This is a genomic window from Bacillus sp. SN32 (assembly GCF_002837495.1).
In the GTDB taxonomy this organism is placed as follows: domain Bacteria; phylum Bacillota; class Bacilli; order Bacillales; family Bacillaceae; genus Bacillus; species Bacillus subtilis.
The window spans coordinates 821658-838535 of the sequence record NZ_PJCT01000002.1 but is presented as its reverse complement, the minus strand read 5'-3'; the positions used below and the strand labels follow the sequence as shown (position 1 = coordinate 838535).

General features: G+C 45.5%; 13 protein-coding genes and 1 riboswitch. Of the genes, 8 read left to right on the top strand and 5 right to left on the bottom strand.

The window, feature by feature from the left end:
- Positions 1-18: 18 nt before the first annotated feature.
- Entirely contained in the window at positions 19-948 is a 930-nt protein-coding gene (locus CW370_RS21820; protein WP_024571474.1) for a DUF4352 domain-containing protein, read from the bottom strand.
- Between the two features lie 270 nt (positions 949-1218).
- A riboswitch (guanidine-I (ykkC/yxkD leader) is annotated at positions 1219-1321 on the top strand.
- A 76-nt stretch (positions 1322-1397) separates the two neighbouring features.
- On the opposite strand from CW370_RS21820, the gene CW370_RS12615 reads away from it, so the two are divergent.
- On the top strand, positions 1398-2234 hold the full coding sequence (locus CW370_RS12615) for a YitT family protein (RefSeq protein ID WP_003242615.1): 837 nt from the start codon (positions 1398-1400) through the stop codon (positions 2232-2234).
- A gap of 41 nt (positions 2235-2275) precedes the next feature.
- On the opposite strand, the gene CW370_RS12610 is transcribed toward CW370_RS12615, so the two are convergent.
- Positions 2276-3733, bottom strand: a complete 1458-nt coding sequence (locus CW370_RS12610) for an aldehyde dehydrogenase family protein (RefSeq protein WP_024571473.1) — start codon at positions 3731-3733, stop codon at positions 2276-2278.
- Positions 3734-3916: 183 nt separating this feature from the next.
- Between CW370_RS12610 and CW370_RS12605 the strand changes: the two genes are divergently transcribed.
- The 3 genes from CW370_RS12605 to CW370_RS12595 all read left to right on the top strand — a co-directional run bounded on the left by CW370_RS12605 (position 3917) and on the right by CW370_RS12595 (position 6974).
- Complete coding sequence (locus CW370_RS12605; RefSeq protein ID WP_024571472.1) at positions 3917-4810, top strand: PucR family transcriptional regulator; 894 nt, start codon at positions 3917-3919, stop codon at positions 4808-4810.
- A gap of 120 nt (positions 4811-4930) precedes the next feature.
- Positions 4931-6028: a maltodextrin ABC transporter ATP-binding protein MsmX gene (msmX, locus tag CW370_RS12600; RefSeq protein ID WP_003242648.1), complete on the top strand. Its 1098-nt coding sequence runs from the start codon at positions 4931-4933 to the stop codon at positions 6026-6028.
- Positions 6029-6134: 106 nt separating this feature from the next.
- Complete coding sequence (locus CW370_RS12595; RefSeq protein WP_015714953.1) at positions 6135-6974, top strand: polysaccharide deacetylase family protein; 840 nt, start codon at positions 6135-6137, stop codon at positions 6972-6974.
- Positions 6975-6987: 13 nt separating this feature from the next.
- Here the strand turns inward: CW370_RS12595 and CW370_RS12590 are convergent, their stop codons facing one another.
- The 3 genes from CW370_RS12590 to cimH all read right to left on the bottom strand — a co-directional run bounded on the left by CW370_RS12590 (position 6988) and on the right by cimH (position 10410).
- Positions 6988-7188, bottom strand: coding sequence for a hypothetical protein (locus tag CW370_RS12590; protein ID WP_024571471.1), 201 nt, complete (start codon positions 7186-7188; stop codon positions 6988-6990).
- Between the two features lie 57 nt (positions 7189-7245).
- Positions 7246-8934 carry a M56 family metallopeptidase gene (locus CW370_RS12585; protein WP_080262575.1) on the bottom strand — a complete coding sequence of 563 codons (1689 nt, stop codon included), beginning with the start codon at positions 8932-8934 and terminating at the stop codon, positions 7246-7248.
- A 123-nt stretch (positions 8935-9057) separates the two neighbouring features.
- Positions 9058-10410, bottom strand: a complete 1353-nt coding sequence (gene cimH, locus CW370_RS12580) for a citrate/malate transporter CimH (RefSeq protein ID WP_024571469.1) — start codon at positions 10408-10410, stop codon at positions 9058-9060.
- Between the two features lie 554 nt (positions 10411-10964).
- Between cimH and cydA the strand changes: the two genes are divergently transcribed.
- From cydA to cydC, 4 genes are read left to right on the top strand one after another with little or no spacing between them, the layout of a single operon-like run.
- Positions 10965-12371 (top strand): cytochrome ubiquinol oxidase subunit I, encoded by a 1407-nt coding sequence (gene cydA, locus CW370_RS12575; RefSeq protein WP_014481318.1) that lies wholly within the window; start codon positions 10965-10967, stop codon positions 12369-12371.
- Positions 12355-13371 carry a cytochrome d ubiquinol oxidase subunit II gene (cydB, locus tag CW370_RS12570; protein ID WP_101169665.1) on the top strand — a complete coding sequence of 339 codons (1017 nt, stop codon included), beginning with the start codon at positions 12355-12357 and terminating at the stop codon, positions 13369-13371. The genes cydA and cydB overlap by 17 nt, the downstream gene beginning before the upstream one ends.
- Complete coding sequence (gene cydD / locus CW370_RS12565; protein ID WP_101169664.1) at positions 13371-15074, top strand: thiol reductant ABC exporter subunit CydD; 1704 nt, start codon at positions 13371-13373, stop codon at positions 15072-15074. The genes cydB and cydD overlap by 1 nt, the downstream gene beginning before the upstream one ends.
- Positions 15071-16798, top strand: a complete 1728-nt coding sequence (gene cydC, locus CW370_RS12560) for a thiol reductant ABC exporter subunit CydC (RefSeq protein ID WP_015714948.1) — start codon at positions 15071-15073, stop codon at positions 16796-16798. The genes cydD and cydC overlap by 4 nt, the downstream gene beginning before the upstream one ends.
- Positions 16799-16878 lie beyond the last annotated feature (80 nt).

Here is a 16878-nt window from a genome sequence, read left to right as displayed (position 1 = left end):
TTTCCCTAGCCCTTCTTTTTATTGATCTAAGTTTATTTCAAATGTAAATGGATTGATTGTAATATCATAGTTTTCGGAAGATCCTTCTAAAATGACGTTAGCTGTTTTGCTATCGATTTTAGGGAAAACAATAACCCCTTCAGTTTTAACCCCAGGTAAGATTTCGCTTTGAATTTCAGGATACTCAGAAAGGTCAGATTTAGGCTCAATCTGTTTATTATCAGCTGTAATTTTGGCATTGAAGTCATAAAAGCTGATTTCATCTTGTGATTTGTTTTCTATCTTTACATAAAGGCGAGTTTCTTTTTCAGCAAGTTCAACTTTTTGAAGCGTGAGTGCAAATCCGTGCTGGTTTTGTGTTTTATTCACGTTAATTGTTTTTTTAGCAGGAGCAAAAGCTGTTGCATAGTCGCTTTTTTCGATGGAATCGGCAATGATTCTCGGTGCTGAAACGGAACCGCCCAATGCGTTTTCCCCATCATATTTGTCTTTCACCGTACCGACTACATGAATAATGTCGTCATCTTTAATGTCTAAATCAGAGTCGTCGCTCATTATAAGCGTATTTTTGCTTAACTTTTCTGGATTATTGTAGCCTTGGAGATATGTACCATCATCGTCTTGTTCAACGTCAAAAACCTTTACATACAGATCAACTTTATAATTTTTAAATTGATCGGCATTGGTATATAGTTTTTCTATATCGGTCTTTTGTACTGTTTTTGTCGACTTTTTAGAATCGGAGCTGGTTGTTGTAGTAGAAGCTTGAGAATCTCCGCTGTTTCCAATGTTTGCAATAATGATAATGAGTACTATCGCTAGAATGATCGTAATGATTTTATGTCTCATAAAAAAATTACGTTGGTCTTTACCGCAGTTCGGACATTTTTTAACACCCTTTGCAATCTCTTGACCGCAAGCTTTACAGTGTGTTAGTTTACCTGACATAATATTTCCTCCTATGTAATTAAATGCTTAATATATATTCTATTTTGCCTATATATTTCTGTGTAGTCAATGATAAATCAGAAATATTATTTTAGTTTTTTCTTAAAAAAGGTACTTTGTATCATATCGGTCAAATTTTTCATTTATTAACAGCAGTCATCTTTTTTATTCCTATTAATTTACCGATTAAAACTCCGTAAATACCCCTTGAACCAATTCGAACCGTCCCTTATAATGCTAATATTGGAAAGTGAAAAGGATATGATAAAAACAGTGGTTTTCTAGGGTTCCGCAATGCAAATTGGACTGTGACCGAGAGAAAACACATAGCAGCTTGGCTGTTATGACACGGTGGGATAAAAGCCCAGGAGTTTCTGCTCTTTTTCGAGAGCGTTCTCCTGGGTTTTTTTATTTGCTAGAACAGAACAATGAGAAGGAGTGTTTTCGTGATGAAAAAGAGAATGTTGGATGTACTTATGCTTGTGATTGGCGCTTTTTTCTTCGCGCTTGCGGTTAATTTATTTGCGATTCCCAATGATCTTGGGGAAGGCGGAGTCACTGGGATTACGCTGATATTGTATTATCTGTTTCAATGGTCTCCTGGTGTCACGAACTTTATCTTAAATGCGTTTTTGCTTTTAATCGGCTACAAGTTTCTGGATGGAAAAACAACGGTTTATACGATCATTGCGGTTGCGGCAAATTCGCTTTTTCTTCATCTGACACATGGGTGGAGCATTCCGTCTGATGAATTGATCATTAATACGATTTTCGCAGGTGTATTTGCGGGAGTCGGGATCGGCATGATTATCCGGGTCGGCGGGACGACAGCCGGTTCCGCAATTTTGGCCAGAATTGCTAATAAATATTTAGATTGGAATATCAGCTATGCGCTCTTGTTTTTTGATTTAATCGTAGTATTTAGCTCTTATTTTATTATTGGTGCAGAAAAAATGATGTTTACGATCGTGATGCTGTATATCGGTACCAAAGTGATGGACTTCATTATTGAAGGTTTGAATACGAAAAAAGCCATTACGGTCATTTCAGAAAATAAGAGTGAGATTGCAGAGCAGGTAAATACCTTGATGGATCGGGGCGTGACGATTTTATCAGGGAAGGGAAATTATACGGGACAGTCAAAAGAGATTTTGTATATCGTCATTAACAAACAGGAGCTGTCTATGCTGAAAAAAATCATTAGAAGCTGCGACAAAAAAGCGTTTGTGATCGTACATGACGTACGCGATGTGTTTGGCGAAGGGTTTGTGGATATATCTAAATAAAGAAAAATCCCTCTGTACTTGAAACAGAGGGATTTTTTCATTTAGAACGGATATTTGCGGTATTGCTTCTGTATCGAAATCCATTTCGTCACGGTAAATTCCTCGACGACCCACGGATTGCCGAAACGGCCGACACCGCTTGCTTTGTTGCCGCCAAAGGCAATATTCGGCGAATCATTGACGGACTGGTCGTTGACATGGGTCATGCCGCTGTCAATTTGCAGGGCGAACTTTTCGCCTTTTTCTAAATCAGAAGTGAAAACCGCAGAGCTGAGGCCGTATTCAGTATCATTTGCCATGTCAATCGCTTCCTGGTCGCTGCCAGCTTTAATAATGGTTGCGATTGGGGCAAACAGCTCCGTTTGGGCAATTTTGCTGTTGTTGTCCGCACCGACAAAGACGTACGGCGTCAGCACGTTTCCGACGCGTTTTCCTTCAACCGCAAGCTCAATGCCGTCTGTCTTTGCCTGCTCAATGATCTCCAGCGCTTTCTCGATTTGGCGCTCGTTAATCAGCGGGCCGACAACGGTTTTCGGATCGGTTTGATCGCCGTACGGAAGCTGTTTGACACGGGCGGTGAACTTTTCTACAAACTCATCGTATACATCTTGATGAACGATGATCCTGTTGATAATCATACAGATTTGTCCCTGGTGAATAAATTTTCCGAAAATCGCGGCATCCACAGCACGATCGACATCCGCATCTGAAAGAACGGCAAATGGATTGTTGCCGCCGAGCTCAAGTGCCATTCGTTTGAAGGCACGCCCGGCGATTTCACCGATGTGGCGCCCGACTGCTGTTGATCCTGTAAAGCTGATTAATCTCGGGATTGGATTGGTGAGCATGCCGTCCCCGATTTCCTTTACATCCGTCAGCATGACGTTAAGGACACCGGCAGGAAGACCGGCGTGTTCAAACGCTTTCGCAATGATGGTCCCGCCGGAAATAGCAGTTTGGATATCAGGCTTGTGAACAACGCTGTTACCCAGCGCAATTGCGGGCGCAATGGATCTCATGGATAGATTCATTGGGAAATTAAATGGAGAAATCGATGAAATGACACCAAGCGGAAGGCGGTAAATCTTATTGGTTTTCCCTTCAATGTCGGATGGCACCTCTTTGACGCCGCCTAATTCACCAGTATACGTCATGGCTTCATCTAAAATCGCAATCGTTTGTTCCAGCTCGATTGTTGATTTAATGATCGTTCCGCCAGTTTCGCGGGCGATCATCATAATGATGTCATCACGGTTTTCGTGTAAATAGCCGCGCGCTTTTTGCAGCACGGCTTTTCGGTCTTCCGTCGTGCTCTTGGCCCAATCTTTTTGGGCTTTCTGTGCAATGTCAAACGCATCCTCAAGCTGTTTGCCCGTTGCCAAAGATGCTGTTGTGATCACAGACTGGTCATACGGATTCAAAATGTCCTCCGTACGTCCGCTTTCTCCCCCAGTCCATTTTCCGTTGATAAAACTTTTGTTTAACGTTTCGAAACTCATAAGATGACCCTCCTTTGGTCCTGCATGTCTTCTTCTATTTCCGCTGAAGCCAATATGTAAACGAATGAGGTTTCCCTTTCAGTTTCTCGTCTATCTATACCGGATATACTCTTTTTTAGTGGAGAACATGTGTGTTTCGCCTTATACTGAATATACAGATCCTTACATAAGAGAGGAGACTCTATGAAATCGCTGCTGGCTATTTATCCCGGTTCGATTGTGTCTGAGGAGCTTTGCATAAGGGAAGGCTGTCTATGTTTTTTTGATGAGAGCAATCAGAGATATATCTCCATTCCGAAAACAGAGATCAGTGAAAAAGAAGTATTGGTGCTGCAGGCATTTTTGACGCCTGCGGATGAGGGCAATCAAATGTCTATGAAATCACCTGAGGAAAACAAGTGGTTTTCGTTCCTTTTTTCCAGAGGGGAATTGCCGGCGTACATAAAGAAACGGACGAGATTTGTTCACTTTCATTTGTTCGGCAAAATAGAAAGGACGTCCTTTACGGAAGCGGTTCGCCATTTTTGGCCGGTGTCTTTTGTGATTGTGTGGATCCATGAGGACAGAGGCGTGATTGTCGAGCAGGAAAGTGAAGCGGCGGCGGAGAAGGGCGAACTGGAATCGCTCGCAAAGGTTCTTGAAAGTGATTTCTACTTCAGTGTCCGTTTTTACGCCGGAAGATTTTACGAGCCGGATGAGTGTCTGCGAAAACATTATGCTCGTGAACAGGCGTATTTCCTGTTTGCTGAAAAACGGCTGCCTCAGATGCAGAGTGTGACCTTTGAGATGATCTTTCCTTTTCTATTATTAGAAACAGAAAAAGAAAAACTGGAAACGCTGCTCTCTGAAGAAGCTGAGCTTTTATTTGGAAGTGAAGCTGAGCTAAGGAAGACCATTAAGCTGTTTATTGAAAACAACTCAAACGTCACATTAACAGCGAAAAAGCTGCATCTGCATCGCAACAGCCTGCAATATCGGATTGATAAATTTATTGAGCGGTCAGGGATAGATATCAAATCGTACAAAGGCGCGCTTCTTGCCTATTTTATCTGCCTGCAAAATGAAAGTTCAGAATAAATTGGAAATATGCACGAAAAATGGCTGGGTGATTTTATGAACGCTGCCCATTTTAGCGAGAGGGAATTGCTGTTACACTCAATATAAGAAAGCGTTTACAATAACAAAGGGGGATGTTAGATGGCTGAATTGCGGATGGAGCATATTTATAAATTTTATGATCAAAAGGAACCGGCGGTTGATGACTTTAACCTTCATATTGCCGATAAGGAATTTATCGTATTCGTCGGCCCGTCCGGCTGCGGGAAATCAACGACGCTGCGAATGGTCGCAGGACTTGAAGAAATTTCGAAAGGCGATTTTTATATTGAAGGAAAACGGGTCAATGATGTAGCGCCAAAGGACAGGGATATCGCGATGGTATTTCAGAACTACGCGCTCTATCCGCATATGACGGTCTACGATAATATCGCGTTCGGGCTCAAGCTTCGGAAAATGCCGAAGCCTGAAATCAAAAAAAGAGTAGAAGAAGCCGCTAAAATTCTCGGGCTTGAGGAATATTTGCACCGTAAACCGAAAGCGCTGTCAGGCGGTCAGAGACAGCGTGTTGCGCTGGGCCGGGCAATCGTGCGGGATGCAAAGGTGTTCCTGATGGATGAGCCTTTGTCAAACCTAGACGCGAAGCTGAGGGTGCAAATGCGGGCGGAAATCATTAAGCTCCACCAGAGACTGCAAACTACAACGATTTATGTGACACATGACCAGACAGAAGCGCTGACGATGGCGACACGGATTGTAGTCATGAAAGATGGGAAAATTCAGCAAATCGGGACGCCGAAGGATGTTTATGAATTCCCTGAAAACGTCTTTGTCGGCGGGTTTATCGGATCACCGGCGATGAACTTTTTCAAAGGGAAGCTCACGGATGGCTTAATCAAAATCGGTTCTGCGGCATTAACCGTCCCGGAAGGAAAAATGAAAGTGCTGCGTGAAAAAGGCTACATCGGCAAAGAGGTCATCTTTGGCATCCGTCCTGAGGATATACATGATGAATTGATTGTCGTCGAATCATATAAGAACTCTTCGATTAAGGCGAAGATCAATGTTGCAGAGCTGCTCGGTTCTGAAATCATGATTTATTCGCAGATCGACAACCAAGACTTTATTGCGCGGATCGACGCCCGCCTCGATATTCAATCGGGCGATGAACTGACGGTTGCATTTGATATGAATAAAGGCCATTTCTTTGACAGTGAGACAGAAGTGAGAATCCGATAAGATCAAAAAAACCGGACATGGAGACATGTCCGGTTTTTTGCTATTGAAAATCTCAGAATCAAACCGATGAAAAAGGAGGAAGAAATAGACAGAAAGCAGGAGAACGATGAAACGATTGTTTTTAAGCATCTTTCTTTTGGGCAGCTGTTTGGCTCTTGCGGCTTGCGCTGATCAAGAGGCGAATGCAGAGCAGCCGATGCCAAAAGCGGAACAAAAGAAACCGGAAAAAAAGGCAGTACAAGTTCAGAAAAAAGAAGACGATACATCCGCATGGATCAAAACAGAGAAACCGGCAAAGCTGCCGATTTTGATGTACCACAGCATTTCTTCAGGAAACAGCCTCCGTGTGCCAAAGAAAGAATTCGAGGCGCATATGAAGTGGCTTCATGATAACGGCTATCAGACATTAACACCGAAAGAGGCATATCTCATGCTGACGCAGGATAAAAAACCGAGTGAGAAATGCGTATTGATCACATTTGATGACGGGTACACCGACAATTATCAAGATGCGTATCCGGTGCTGAAAAAGTACGGGATGAAGGCAACGATTTTTATGATCGGCAAATCGATCGGACATAAGCACCATCTGACAGAGGAACAAATGAAGGAAATGGCACAGCACGGCATATCGATTGAAAGCCATACGATTGACCACCTTGAGCTGAACGGATTAACGCCTCAACAGCAGCAAAGCGAGATGGCTGATTCGAAAAAGCTGTTCGACAACATGTTTCATCAGCAAACCTCCCTCATTAGCTATCCGGTAGGGCGCTACAATGAGGAGACGCTGAAGACCGCTGAAAAAACAGGCTATCAAATGGGCGTGACGACAGAACCGGGCGTGGCTTCAAGAGACCAGGGAATGTATGCCCTCCATCGTGTGCGCGTGTCCCCAGGCATGTCAGGCTCGGCTTTTGGTGCGTACATCGAATCAATGAAATAAAAAAAGGCGGCGTTTAATCGCCGCCCCCTCCGCCGCCACAGCCGGAATCGCTGAAACCTCCGTCACTGCTGCATCCATCATGGTGTGAGCCGTTGTCTGAATAACCGAAATACCCGCTGTCCGCCTGCTGGCGGCTTTTATTTTCCGATGGCTGCGGCTGAATGACTGAAAGAAAAACAATAATAGATATAAACAATAAGATGATCACAATCACTTCGCGTCACTCCCTTTTTTCACCAAATCTGTTATACGGATGAAACGCTGACCGGTTTCATTTCAAAGTGATCGATTCTTTCAGGCGGTCTCTGAGCCAGCGCTTCAGCACCCCATGTCCTTTGTTTGACAATAAAGTGCCGACACGCCAATACATAGGGGGATGAGGAGCGAACTGAAAATCAATCAATCTGAAAAACCAGCTTTTATCACGGGTGAGAGAATCAATTTGAAGCTCGTCTTCACCTGCTTCAGAGCTGTAGGCACTTTGTTTCTGTATGTCCTCATCCTGCCGAACCGCCAAGATTCTCAAGGCTTCAGCCATTTGTTTGTAACCGCCCCCCAGCAATGATGCGCCAAGGTTGTCAGCACGCACCTCCATCCATTGTGAACAAAAGGATTGATAGAGCTGGAACAGGATAATGATTGCCATAATGAAAGCCCAAAGCGCAATTTTGTGGGCCTCGGGATGGGTGATATGCTGCTCAAATAAGAGGAAAATTCCAACGACAGCTCCAAGATATAGAAAACGCAAAAGCTGTGATGACAGAACGTCACGTTTTTTGATATGAATCGCCTCATGGGCCAGAATGCCTTCAATGACACGCTGTGGAAGTGTTAGTGTGGCGCTTGTTAGGATGACCATTGACCTCCCGACATTCATGCCTACTGCCATTCCGTTGTAATCATCACTCTCCGTTTCGTATATGCGGACATGGGAAATGCCGGCCGATCGGAAAATCTTATCGGCCGCTGCCTGTACATGCGGATGATGACAAGGCTTGGCGTCCATTGCCGCCCGTAACACACGGTCTGACATATACATGTTGAATACCCAATATAGGATTACGGCAACAGCCATGACCCATGGAGAGGCGTGTAATGCGTATAACGCGAGCACCAATAAGGCGTAAGCGGATACCCCTTTTACGCTGGCGGCAAAATAAAGCTTCCCGAGCAGCCGCTTCACATTTTTTCTATGATAAAACGGCAAAACAGAAATCACATTGTCCACATTGTTTTCTGCATCTGTGTATTCCTGGAGAATTGTTTTCCATTTTTGCGGTTCCTTCACCGTCAGAAACAGTGTTTCGCCGGGAAGAGACAGTTTAATGACTTGCTGAAAGCTTGTTGTCAAATCTAAACGGGATGAATACATCGTCAGAAGCGGATGAAGCTTTAAGAGATCTGCCGTTGATTCAAGCTGAATATCCTTCAAATCGGAAAGCGGGTATGTACGGGTTTCATAGTGTGAGCTGATATGCAATTTTTCTAAGGCAGCTGAATAAAAAACCTTTACGCTGAAAACATTCAGTATACGCTTTACCAGTGCCCCTCCGCCGGAGATCATGCCGAAAAGGATTACATATTTGAGGGGGCTTGGGTCAGGTCCATAGATGAAAAAAATGACAGCGCCCGCAAACACAACGGCGGTCAGTGCAATGTCTGACAGGAGGCGTGTTTTGTTTCTGGCCAGCTCGATCTCCTGCCAGTCTCCCGAAGGTTTTTCCGCACGCTCTGAAACAATGAGATCCATTGCGGTCCAATAGCAGTAGAACATTGTCGCGATTGAGACAATGCCGTCCATGAATGAGAGATGAGAGAAGATGTAAACTGCAGCGCCGACCCATAGAACAATATCAATCCAGAAGTCTATGGCCGGAATGAGTTTTGCAGCCAGGGCTGATATCAAATAAAATCCAAGCCCGAGAAGCATAAAGAGAAATAGATGAGTTCCCATAGGCATGCCAGATTCCTTTCTATCTAGTATTTCCAACTATTACTATAGCATGGGATGGGAACTTGCAAAAACACGGACATGCAAAAAAGCAAGCTCTTTCGTTTTCCGAAGAACTTGCTCCGAGGTGTATCAATAAAATTGGTGCAGCAGCAATAAGGTTAAGGATACTGTAATCGCGCCCCCGATGCGGGTAGACACTTGGGCGAAAGGCATTAGCTCAAGCCTTTCCGCCGCGCTTAAAATGGCAACGTCACCCGTGCCGCCTTGCCCAGAATGACACGCATTGATTATGGCGGTTTCAATCGGATACATGTTCAGCCATTTTCCAGTGAAGAAGCCAACGGCCATCATGGTCACAACGACAGACAGAATCGTAATAATATTGCTGAGGTTAAAAGCGGCGACAAGCTTGTCCCACGGCGTCATGGATACCCCAATCGCAAAGAGAAGCGGGTAGGTCACAGCTGTTGAAAAGAAGCGGGACACTCCAAACGCGCCATTTTCAATTGAGGCAGGCACCAATCTGAACAGCTTGATTAGAACAGCCAGTAACAGCATGGCAACGGGTGCCGGAAAACCGAAAAAATCGTGAGCGAGCATGCCGACTAAGTATAAAGAAACAGCAAGGATACCGCCTGACGCAAATAAAGAAAGGTTGAACATTTGTTGTCCGCTTTGTGATTCCCCCAGCGCAGGGGACTCTTCTTCGGAGCGGTCCACTTTGCCGTTGCCTGTCCATTCCGGTTTTTTCTTTCCGATTCGGTTCAGCAATCCCGCTAGAATAATCGCGCATAAGCTGCCCAGCATAATCGATGGCAGAACAAGTGCAAACGCTTCCCCTTGAGAAATGGGCATGATGTCAGAATATCCGATGGACAGCGGGATAGCGCCTTCTCCGACTCCTCCAGCCATGATCGGAATGACAATGTACAGCAGGGTATGCTGAAATCCGAGTCCGAGCAATGTCCCGACAGCCAGTCCGACAATAGCGGCTGTGACAGAACCGACAATAAGCGGAATAAAGATTTTCATGAATGCTTTTACGAGTGTTTCTCTTTTCATGCCGAGAATGCTTCCGACGACAATACCGGCGATAAACAAATATAGAAAGTTTGAGTTTTCTGTAAATTCTGTGGTGGATTTGACGATATCATTAGGCAGCAGGTGATAGTACACGACAGCGGACGGAATAAAAGTAGCTAAGATGGCCGGGCCGCCGATAGAACGAACAATCGGTATCGATTTGCCGATTTGGGCAAAGGTAAATCCGAAAAACGCCATGACGGCAATGGATGTCAAAATGTCACTTTTTACATCGTGATGCATAACAAAAACAGTGATTAATATAAACAGCAAGGCATACACAGGAAGCGGTATGATGCCTACTTTTATATTCATGGCTTTCGCAAACCAATTCTCTTTTCGAACCCCTTCGTGAATTGTATCCGTTTGCAATTGCATGTGTGTTTGAAGCTCTCCCATTGAAAAACCTCCCCTATTCTTGATGCAGTGAAATTGTTCACTATGTTAAGTATACTAAAAAATTGAAATTATTAATATATTAAAAATTTACTATTCAACTTTTCTCCACTTGCCGGTTCAAATGAAAAGAGGCATCCTGCCTAAAATCTGTTTATGACGGAGTGCGGAGAAACGAGTGCTGGTGCAGGGCAAGCATTTTGTTCGCAAGGAACGATGTGTTGATGTACGATAATAAAGGGTCATTTATCCTAGCAGCCGACATAAATAAGCAACAAAATAGACAAAAATCCGTCACATAGTGCGGGACTTTTTAGGTATTTTAGGCTTTATTTTTGAAATGAATCGTTGTAAAGTACTTAATATGAACCAGTCAGAGATTGTGTCATTTGGTCAGTCTGGCAATCTTGCCTCATATTGGACGACTTTTTGACACGTTTGTGAAATATTGAACAATATTTTTTTCGTCTATTTTGTGAATTACTGATCAAAGTCTCGGTTCTATTTGTGAAGTAGTGAGCAAATTAACAGTTTTAACCGGAAATGGAGGAGAAAGCATGAGTGAATTGGTATTAGCCCGCATACAATTTGCATCAACAACGTTGTTTCACTTCTTGTTTGTGCCGATGTCTATCGGGCTTGTGTTTATGGTTGCGTTGATGGAGACTCTTTATCTTGTAAAGAAAAATGAGCTGTATCTCAAAATGGCAAAGTTTTGGGGACACTTATTCTTAATAAATTTCGCAGTCGGTGTTGTAACGGGGATTTTGCAAGAATTCCAGTTTGGACTGAACTGGTCAGATTACTCCCGTTTTGTCGGAGATGTATTTGGCGCTCCGCTTGCGATTGAAGCATTATTGGCGTTTTTCATGGAATCTATTTTTATCGGATTATGGATTTTTGGCTGGGACCGCCTGCCGAAGAAAATTCACGCGCTCTGCATATGGCTCGTATCATTCGGAACGATCATGTCATCTTTCTGGATTTTAACAGCAAACTCCTTTATGCAGGAGCCGGTCGGTTTTACGATCAAAAACGGCCGCGCGGAAATGAATGATTTTGGCGCGTTGATTACAAACCCTCAGCTTTGGGTTGAATTCCCGCACGTTATTTTCGGTGCGCTTGCCACTGGAGCTTTCTTTATTGCCGGAGTGAGTGCTTTTAAACTGCTGAAGAAAAAAGAAGTGCCGTTCTTTAAGCAATCTTTTAAACTCGCAATGATCGTCGGCCTTTGTGCCGGTCTTGGCGTCGGCCTTAGCGGACACATGCAGGCTGAGCACTTGATGGAATCACAGCCGATGAAAATGGCTGCCAGTGAAGGTCTATGGGAAGACAGCGGTGACCCTGCTGCTTGGACCGCTTTTGCGACGATCGATACAAAAAATGAAAAAAGCTCAAATGAAATCAAAGTTCCTTATGCCTTGAGCTACTTGGCTTATCAGAAATTCAGCGGAAGTGTCAAAGGGATGAAAACCCTTCAGGCTGAGTACGAAAAAATATACGGAAAAGGCGACTACATTCCGCCAGTGAAAACGACATTCTGGAGCTTCCGCATCATGGTAGGAGCAGGTGTTGTCATGATTCTTGCTGCGTTAGGCGGCCTTTGGTTAAACCGCCGTAAAAAGCTTGAAAACAGCAAATGGTATTTGCGCATCATGATCGCGTTGATTTCCTTCCCGTTTCTTGCGAACTCCGCGGGCTGGATTATGACAGAAATCGGACGTCAGCCTTGGACGGTTATGGGGTTAATGACAACCGCTCAATCTGTGTCACCTAACGTAACAGCGGGCTCCTTGTTATTCTCAATCATCGCATTCGGTGTGATGTACATGATTCTTGGTGCACTGCTTGTCTTCTTGTTTATCCGTGAGATTAAAAAAGGTGCGGAGCATAGTGATCATCATGATGTTCCTGTATCAACAGATCCATTTAGTCAGGAGGTATACCATGGCATCTCTTCATGATCTTTGGTTTATACTCGTTGCTGTATTGTTTGTAGGATTCTTCTTTTTGGAGGGCTTTGATTTCGGGGTCGGCATGGCGACCCGTTTTCTTGGCCATAATGAATTAGAACGCAGAGTGCTGATCAACACGATCGGGCCGTTCTGGGACGCGAATGAAGTGTGGCTTTTGACTGGCGCAGGCGCCATTTTCGCGGCATTCCCAAACTGGTATGCAACGATGCTGAGCGGTTATTACATTCCGTTTGTCATAGTGCTGCTTGCGTTAATGGGCCGCGGGGTCGCGTTTGAGTTCCGCGGCAAGGTGGATCATTTAAAATGGGTAAAGGTTTGGGACTGGGTCGTTTTCTTCGGCAGTCTGATTCCTCCGTTTGTGCTTGGTGTGCTGTTCACGACATTATTCTGCGGGATGCCGATTGATGCCGACATGAACATTCACGCACATGTATCTGATTATATCAATGTATATTCTATACTTGGCGGTGTGACGGTAACACTTCTTTGCTTCCAGCATGGATTAATGTTTATCACGCTGCGTACGATTGGTGATTTGCAAAACCGCGCCCGGAAAATGGCGCAAAAGATAATGGGTGTTGTTTTTGTAGCGGTTCTTGCCTTCGCGGCCCTTTCTGCGTATCAGACAGACATGTTTACACGCCGCGGCGAGATTACCATTCCGCTCGCTGTTTTGATTGTCATCTGCTTTATGCTCGCGGCTGTATTTATTCGTAAGAAAAAAGACGGCTGGACATTTGGGATGACAGGCGCTGGTCTGGCGCTGACCGTGGGAATGATCTTTATTTCCCTATTCCCTCGCGTAATGGTCAGCTCGCTTCATAGCGCATACGATTTAACAGTAGCTAACGCTTCTTCCGGAGATTATTCGCTTAAAGTCATGTCAATTGCAGCATTAACGCTATTGCCGTTCGTCATCGGCAGCCAGATCTGGAGCTATTATGTCTTCCGGAAGCGCGTCAGCCATAAGGAGCCTATGACTTATTAATGGGAAAAGACCTGTTTCGATATAAAGGAATGAAGCGGATTCTCACCGTGATTACTTGTTTAACGCTGATTCAGACAGCCGCCATTATTATGCAGGCAGAGTGGCTGAGTGAGGCCGTAACCGGACTGTTCAACGGGAAGGGCATTACCTCCCTTTTTCCGGTGATCGGCTTTTTCCTCATCGCTTTTATCGCCCGGCACGGGGTGACGGTGGCGCGGCAGAAAATCGTCTATCAATACGCCGCCCGGACAGGAGCAGATTTGAGAAAAAGTTTTCTTGATCAGCTGTTCCGATTAGGCCCCCGCTTTGCAAAGAAAGAAGGGACGGGGCAAATGGTGACGCTGGCGATGGAAGGCATCAGCCAGTTCCGCCGCTACCTGGAGCTGTTTCTGCCGAAAATGGTCAGCATGGCGATTGTGCCTGCGGCGGTTGTCATTTATGTGTTTTTTCAGGATCGCACATCAGCCATCATTTTAGTGGCGGCTATGCCGATTCTGATCATCTTTATGATTCTCCTCGGCCTTGTCGCGCAGAGAAAAGCGGATCGTCAGTGGAAATCCTATCAGAGACTTTCCAATCATTTTGTTGATTCTCTTCGCGGGCTGGAGACATTGCGTTTCCTAGGTTTGAGCAAGTCACACAGCAAAAATATTTTCTATGTGAGTGAGCGGTATCGCAAGGCAACGATGAGCACACTCCGGGTGGCGTTTTTGTCATCATTCGCCCTCGATTTTTTCACGATGCTGTCGGTGGCGACAGTCGCAGTATTTCTGGGCCTGCGCCTTATTGACGGCGATATTTTGCTTGGCCCTGCTTTAACGGCGCTTATTCTGGCGCCTGAGTATTTTTTGCCGGTGCGGGAAGTGGGGAATGATTATCATGCAACGCTGAACGGCCAGGAAGCAGGAAAAACCATTCAAGAGATTTTGTCGCAGCCTGGTTTTAAAGAAGAGACACCGCTTCAGCTCGAGGATTGGTCCGATCAGGATGAGCTGAAGCTGTCAGGCGTGTCAGTCGGCCGTTCGGTGTTTGATATTCATCTCTCATTTAAGGGCAAGAAAAAAATCGGCATTATCGGTGCAAGCGGTGCCGGAAAATCAACATTAATTGATATTCTCGGCGGATTTTTAGAGCCGGATGGCGGGATGATTGAGGTTAATGGTACAAGCCGGTCCCATTTGCAGGACAGCAGCTGGCAGAAGAACCTTCTTTACATCCCTCAGCATCCGTACATTTTTGATGACAAGCTTGGGAACAACATTTGCTTCTACCATCCAAGCGCTTCGGCAGAGGATACAGCCCGTGCTGCTGCGGCGGCGGGACTGGCGGAGCTGGTGGATAACCTTTCTGAAGGATTAGAGGGGCGGATCGGGGAAGGCGGCCGGGCGCTCAGCGGCGGCCAGGCACAGCGTGTCGCGCTGGCCCGCGCCTTTTTGGGAAACCGTCCGATCCTGCTGCTGGATGAGCCGACCGCCCATCTTGATATCGAAACAGAATATGAAATAAAAGAAACGATGCTGGATTTATTTGAGGATAAGCTCGTCTTTCTCGCGACTCACCGCCTTCACTGGATGCTCGATATGGACGAAATTATCGTGCTGGACAGAGGCAGGGTTGCGGAAATCGGGACTCACAATGAACTGCTGGAGAAAAACGGTGTGTATACCAAACTCGTGAAGGCACAACTGGGGGAAAGAGCATGAAGAAAGAAGAATGGATTTTGCCGTATATCAAGCAAAATGCCCGCCTGTTTGTTCTGGTTATCTTTTTGGGCGCGGTGACGATTTTTTCTGCTGCTTTTCTCATGTTCACCTCAGGTTTTTTGATTTCTAAAGCGGCGACAAGGCCGGAAAACATTCTGCTCATTTATGTGCCGATTGTCGCTGTGCGCACCTTTGGGATTGCGCGGTCTGTGTCACGATATGTGGAACGGCTCGTCGGGCATCACATCATTTTGAAAATCGTATCCGACATGCGCGTCCGCCTTTACAATATGCTTGAGCCGGGTGCTTTGATGCTGCGTTCCCGTTTTCGCACGGGGGATATGCTCGGCATTTTGTCTGAGGATATTGAGCATTTGCAGGATGCATTCTTAAAAACGATTTTTCCTGCGATCTCAGCCTTGCTCCTGTATGCTGTGTCAGTGATAGCGCTCGGCTTCTTCTCTTGGCCGTTTGCCATATTGCTTGCGCTGTATTTGTTTGTTCTTGTTGTATTGTTTCCGGTTGTGTCTTTGCTCGTGACGAGAGCGAAGAATGCGAAGCTGAAAAGCGGACGGAATGTGCTGTACAGCCGTCTGACAGATGCTGTGATGGGTGTCAGTGACTGGATGTTCAGCGGACGCCGGCATGCTTTTATTGATGCTTATGAAAAAGAGGAACATGATTGGTTTGAGCTTGAACGGAAAAAACAACGCTTTACAAGATGGCGGGACTTTGCTGCGCAATGCCTTGTCGCTGGCCTTATTTTGCTGATGCTGTTTTGGACAGCGGGACAGCAAGCGGACGGCGAGCTCGCTAAAACGATGATTGCCGCTTTTGTGCTAGTGGTGTTTCCGTTGACGGAAGCCTTTTTGCCGCTTTCGGATGCCTTAGGCGAAGTGCCGGGCTATCAGGATTCTATCAGACGCATGAACAAGGTGGCTCCTCAGCTGGAGGCGTCACAAACTGAATCAGGGGATCAAATGCTCGATCTTCAAGATGTCACCTTGGCCTTTCGTGATGTGACGTTTTCTTATGACAACAGCAGCCAAGTGCTGCACAACTTTTCCTTTACGCTGCGCCAAGGAGAAAAAATGGCGCTGCTCGGCCGAAGCGGCTCTGGGAAATCAACATCGCTTGCATTAATCGAAGGCGCCTTGAAACCGGACTCCGGTTCTGTGACGTTAAACGGAGTGGAGACAGCGCTGTTAAAGGATCAGATTGCGGATGCGGTGGCCGTGTTAAATCAAAAACCGCACCTGTTTGATACAAGCATTTTGAACAACATCAGGCTCGGAAACGGAGAAGCAAGCGACGAGGATGTGCGCCGCGCCGCAAAGCAGGTCAAGCTGCATGACTACATTGAGTCATTGCCTGATGGATATCATACCTCTGTACAAGAAACCGGCATCCGTTTTTCCGGTGGAGAGCGCCAACGGATCGCACTTGCGAGGATTTTGCTGCAGGATACACCGATCATCATCCTCGATGAGCCAACAGTCGGCCTCGATCCTATTACCGAACGTGAATTGATGGAAACGGTGTTTGAGGTGCTGAAAGGAAAAACGATTTTATGGATTACCCACCATCTCGCGGGAGTGGAAGCGGCTGATAAAATCGTATTTCTCGAAAACGGCAAAACAGAAATGGAAGGAACCCATGAGGAGCTTCTGGCGGCAAACGAACGGTACAGCCGCCTGTATCACCTTGATGTTCCTGTAAAATAGAAGACAGCCCTAAAAGGCTGTCTTTTTTGTTTGAAAAAGAAAAGGGACAGGAAAAATAGGAAAAGAAAGCAGAGGAGGGA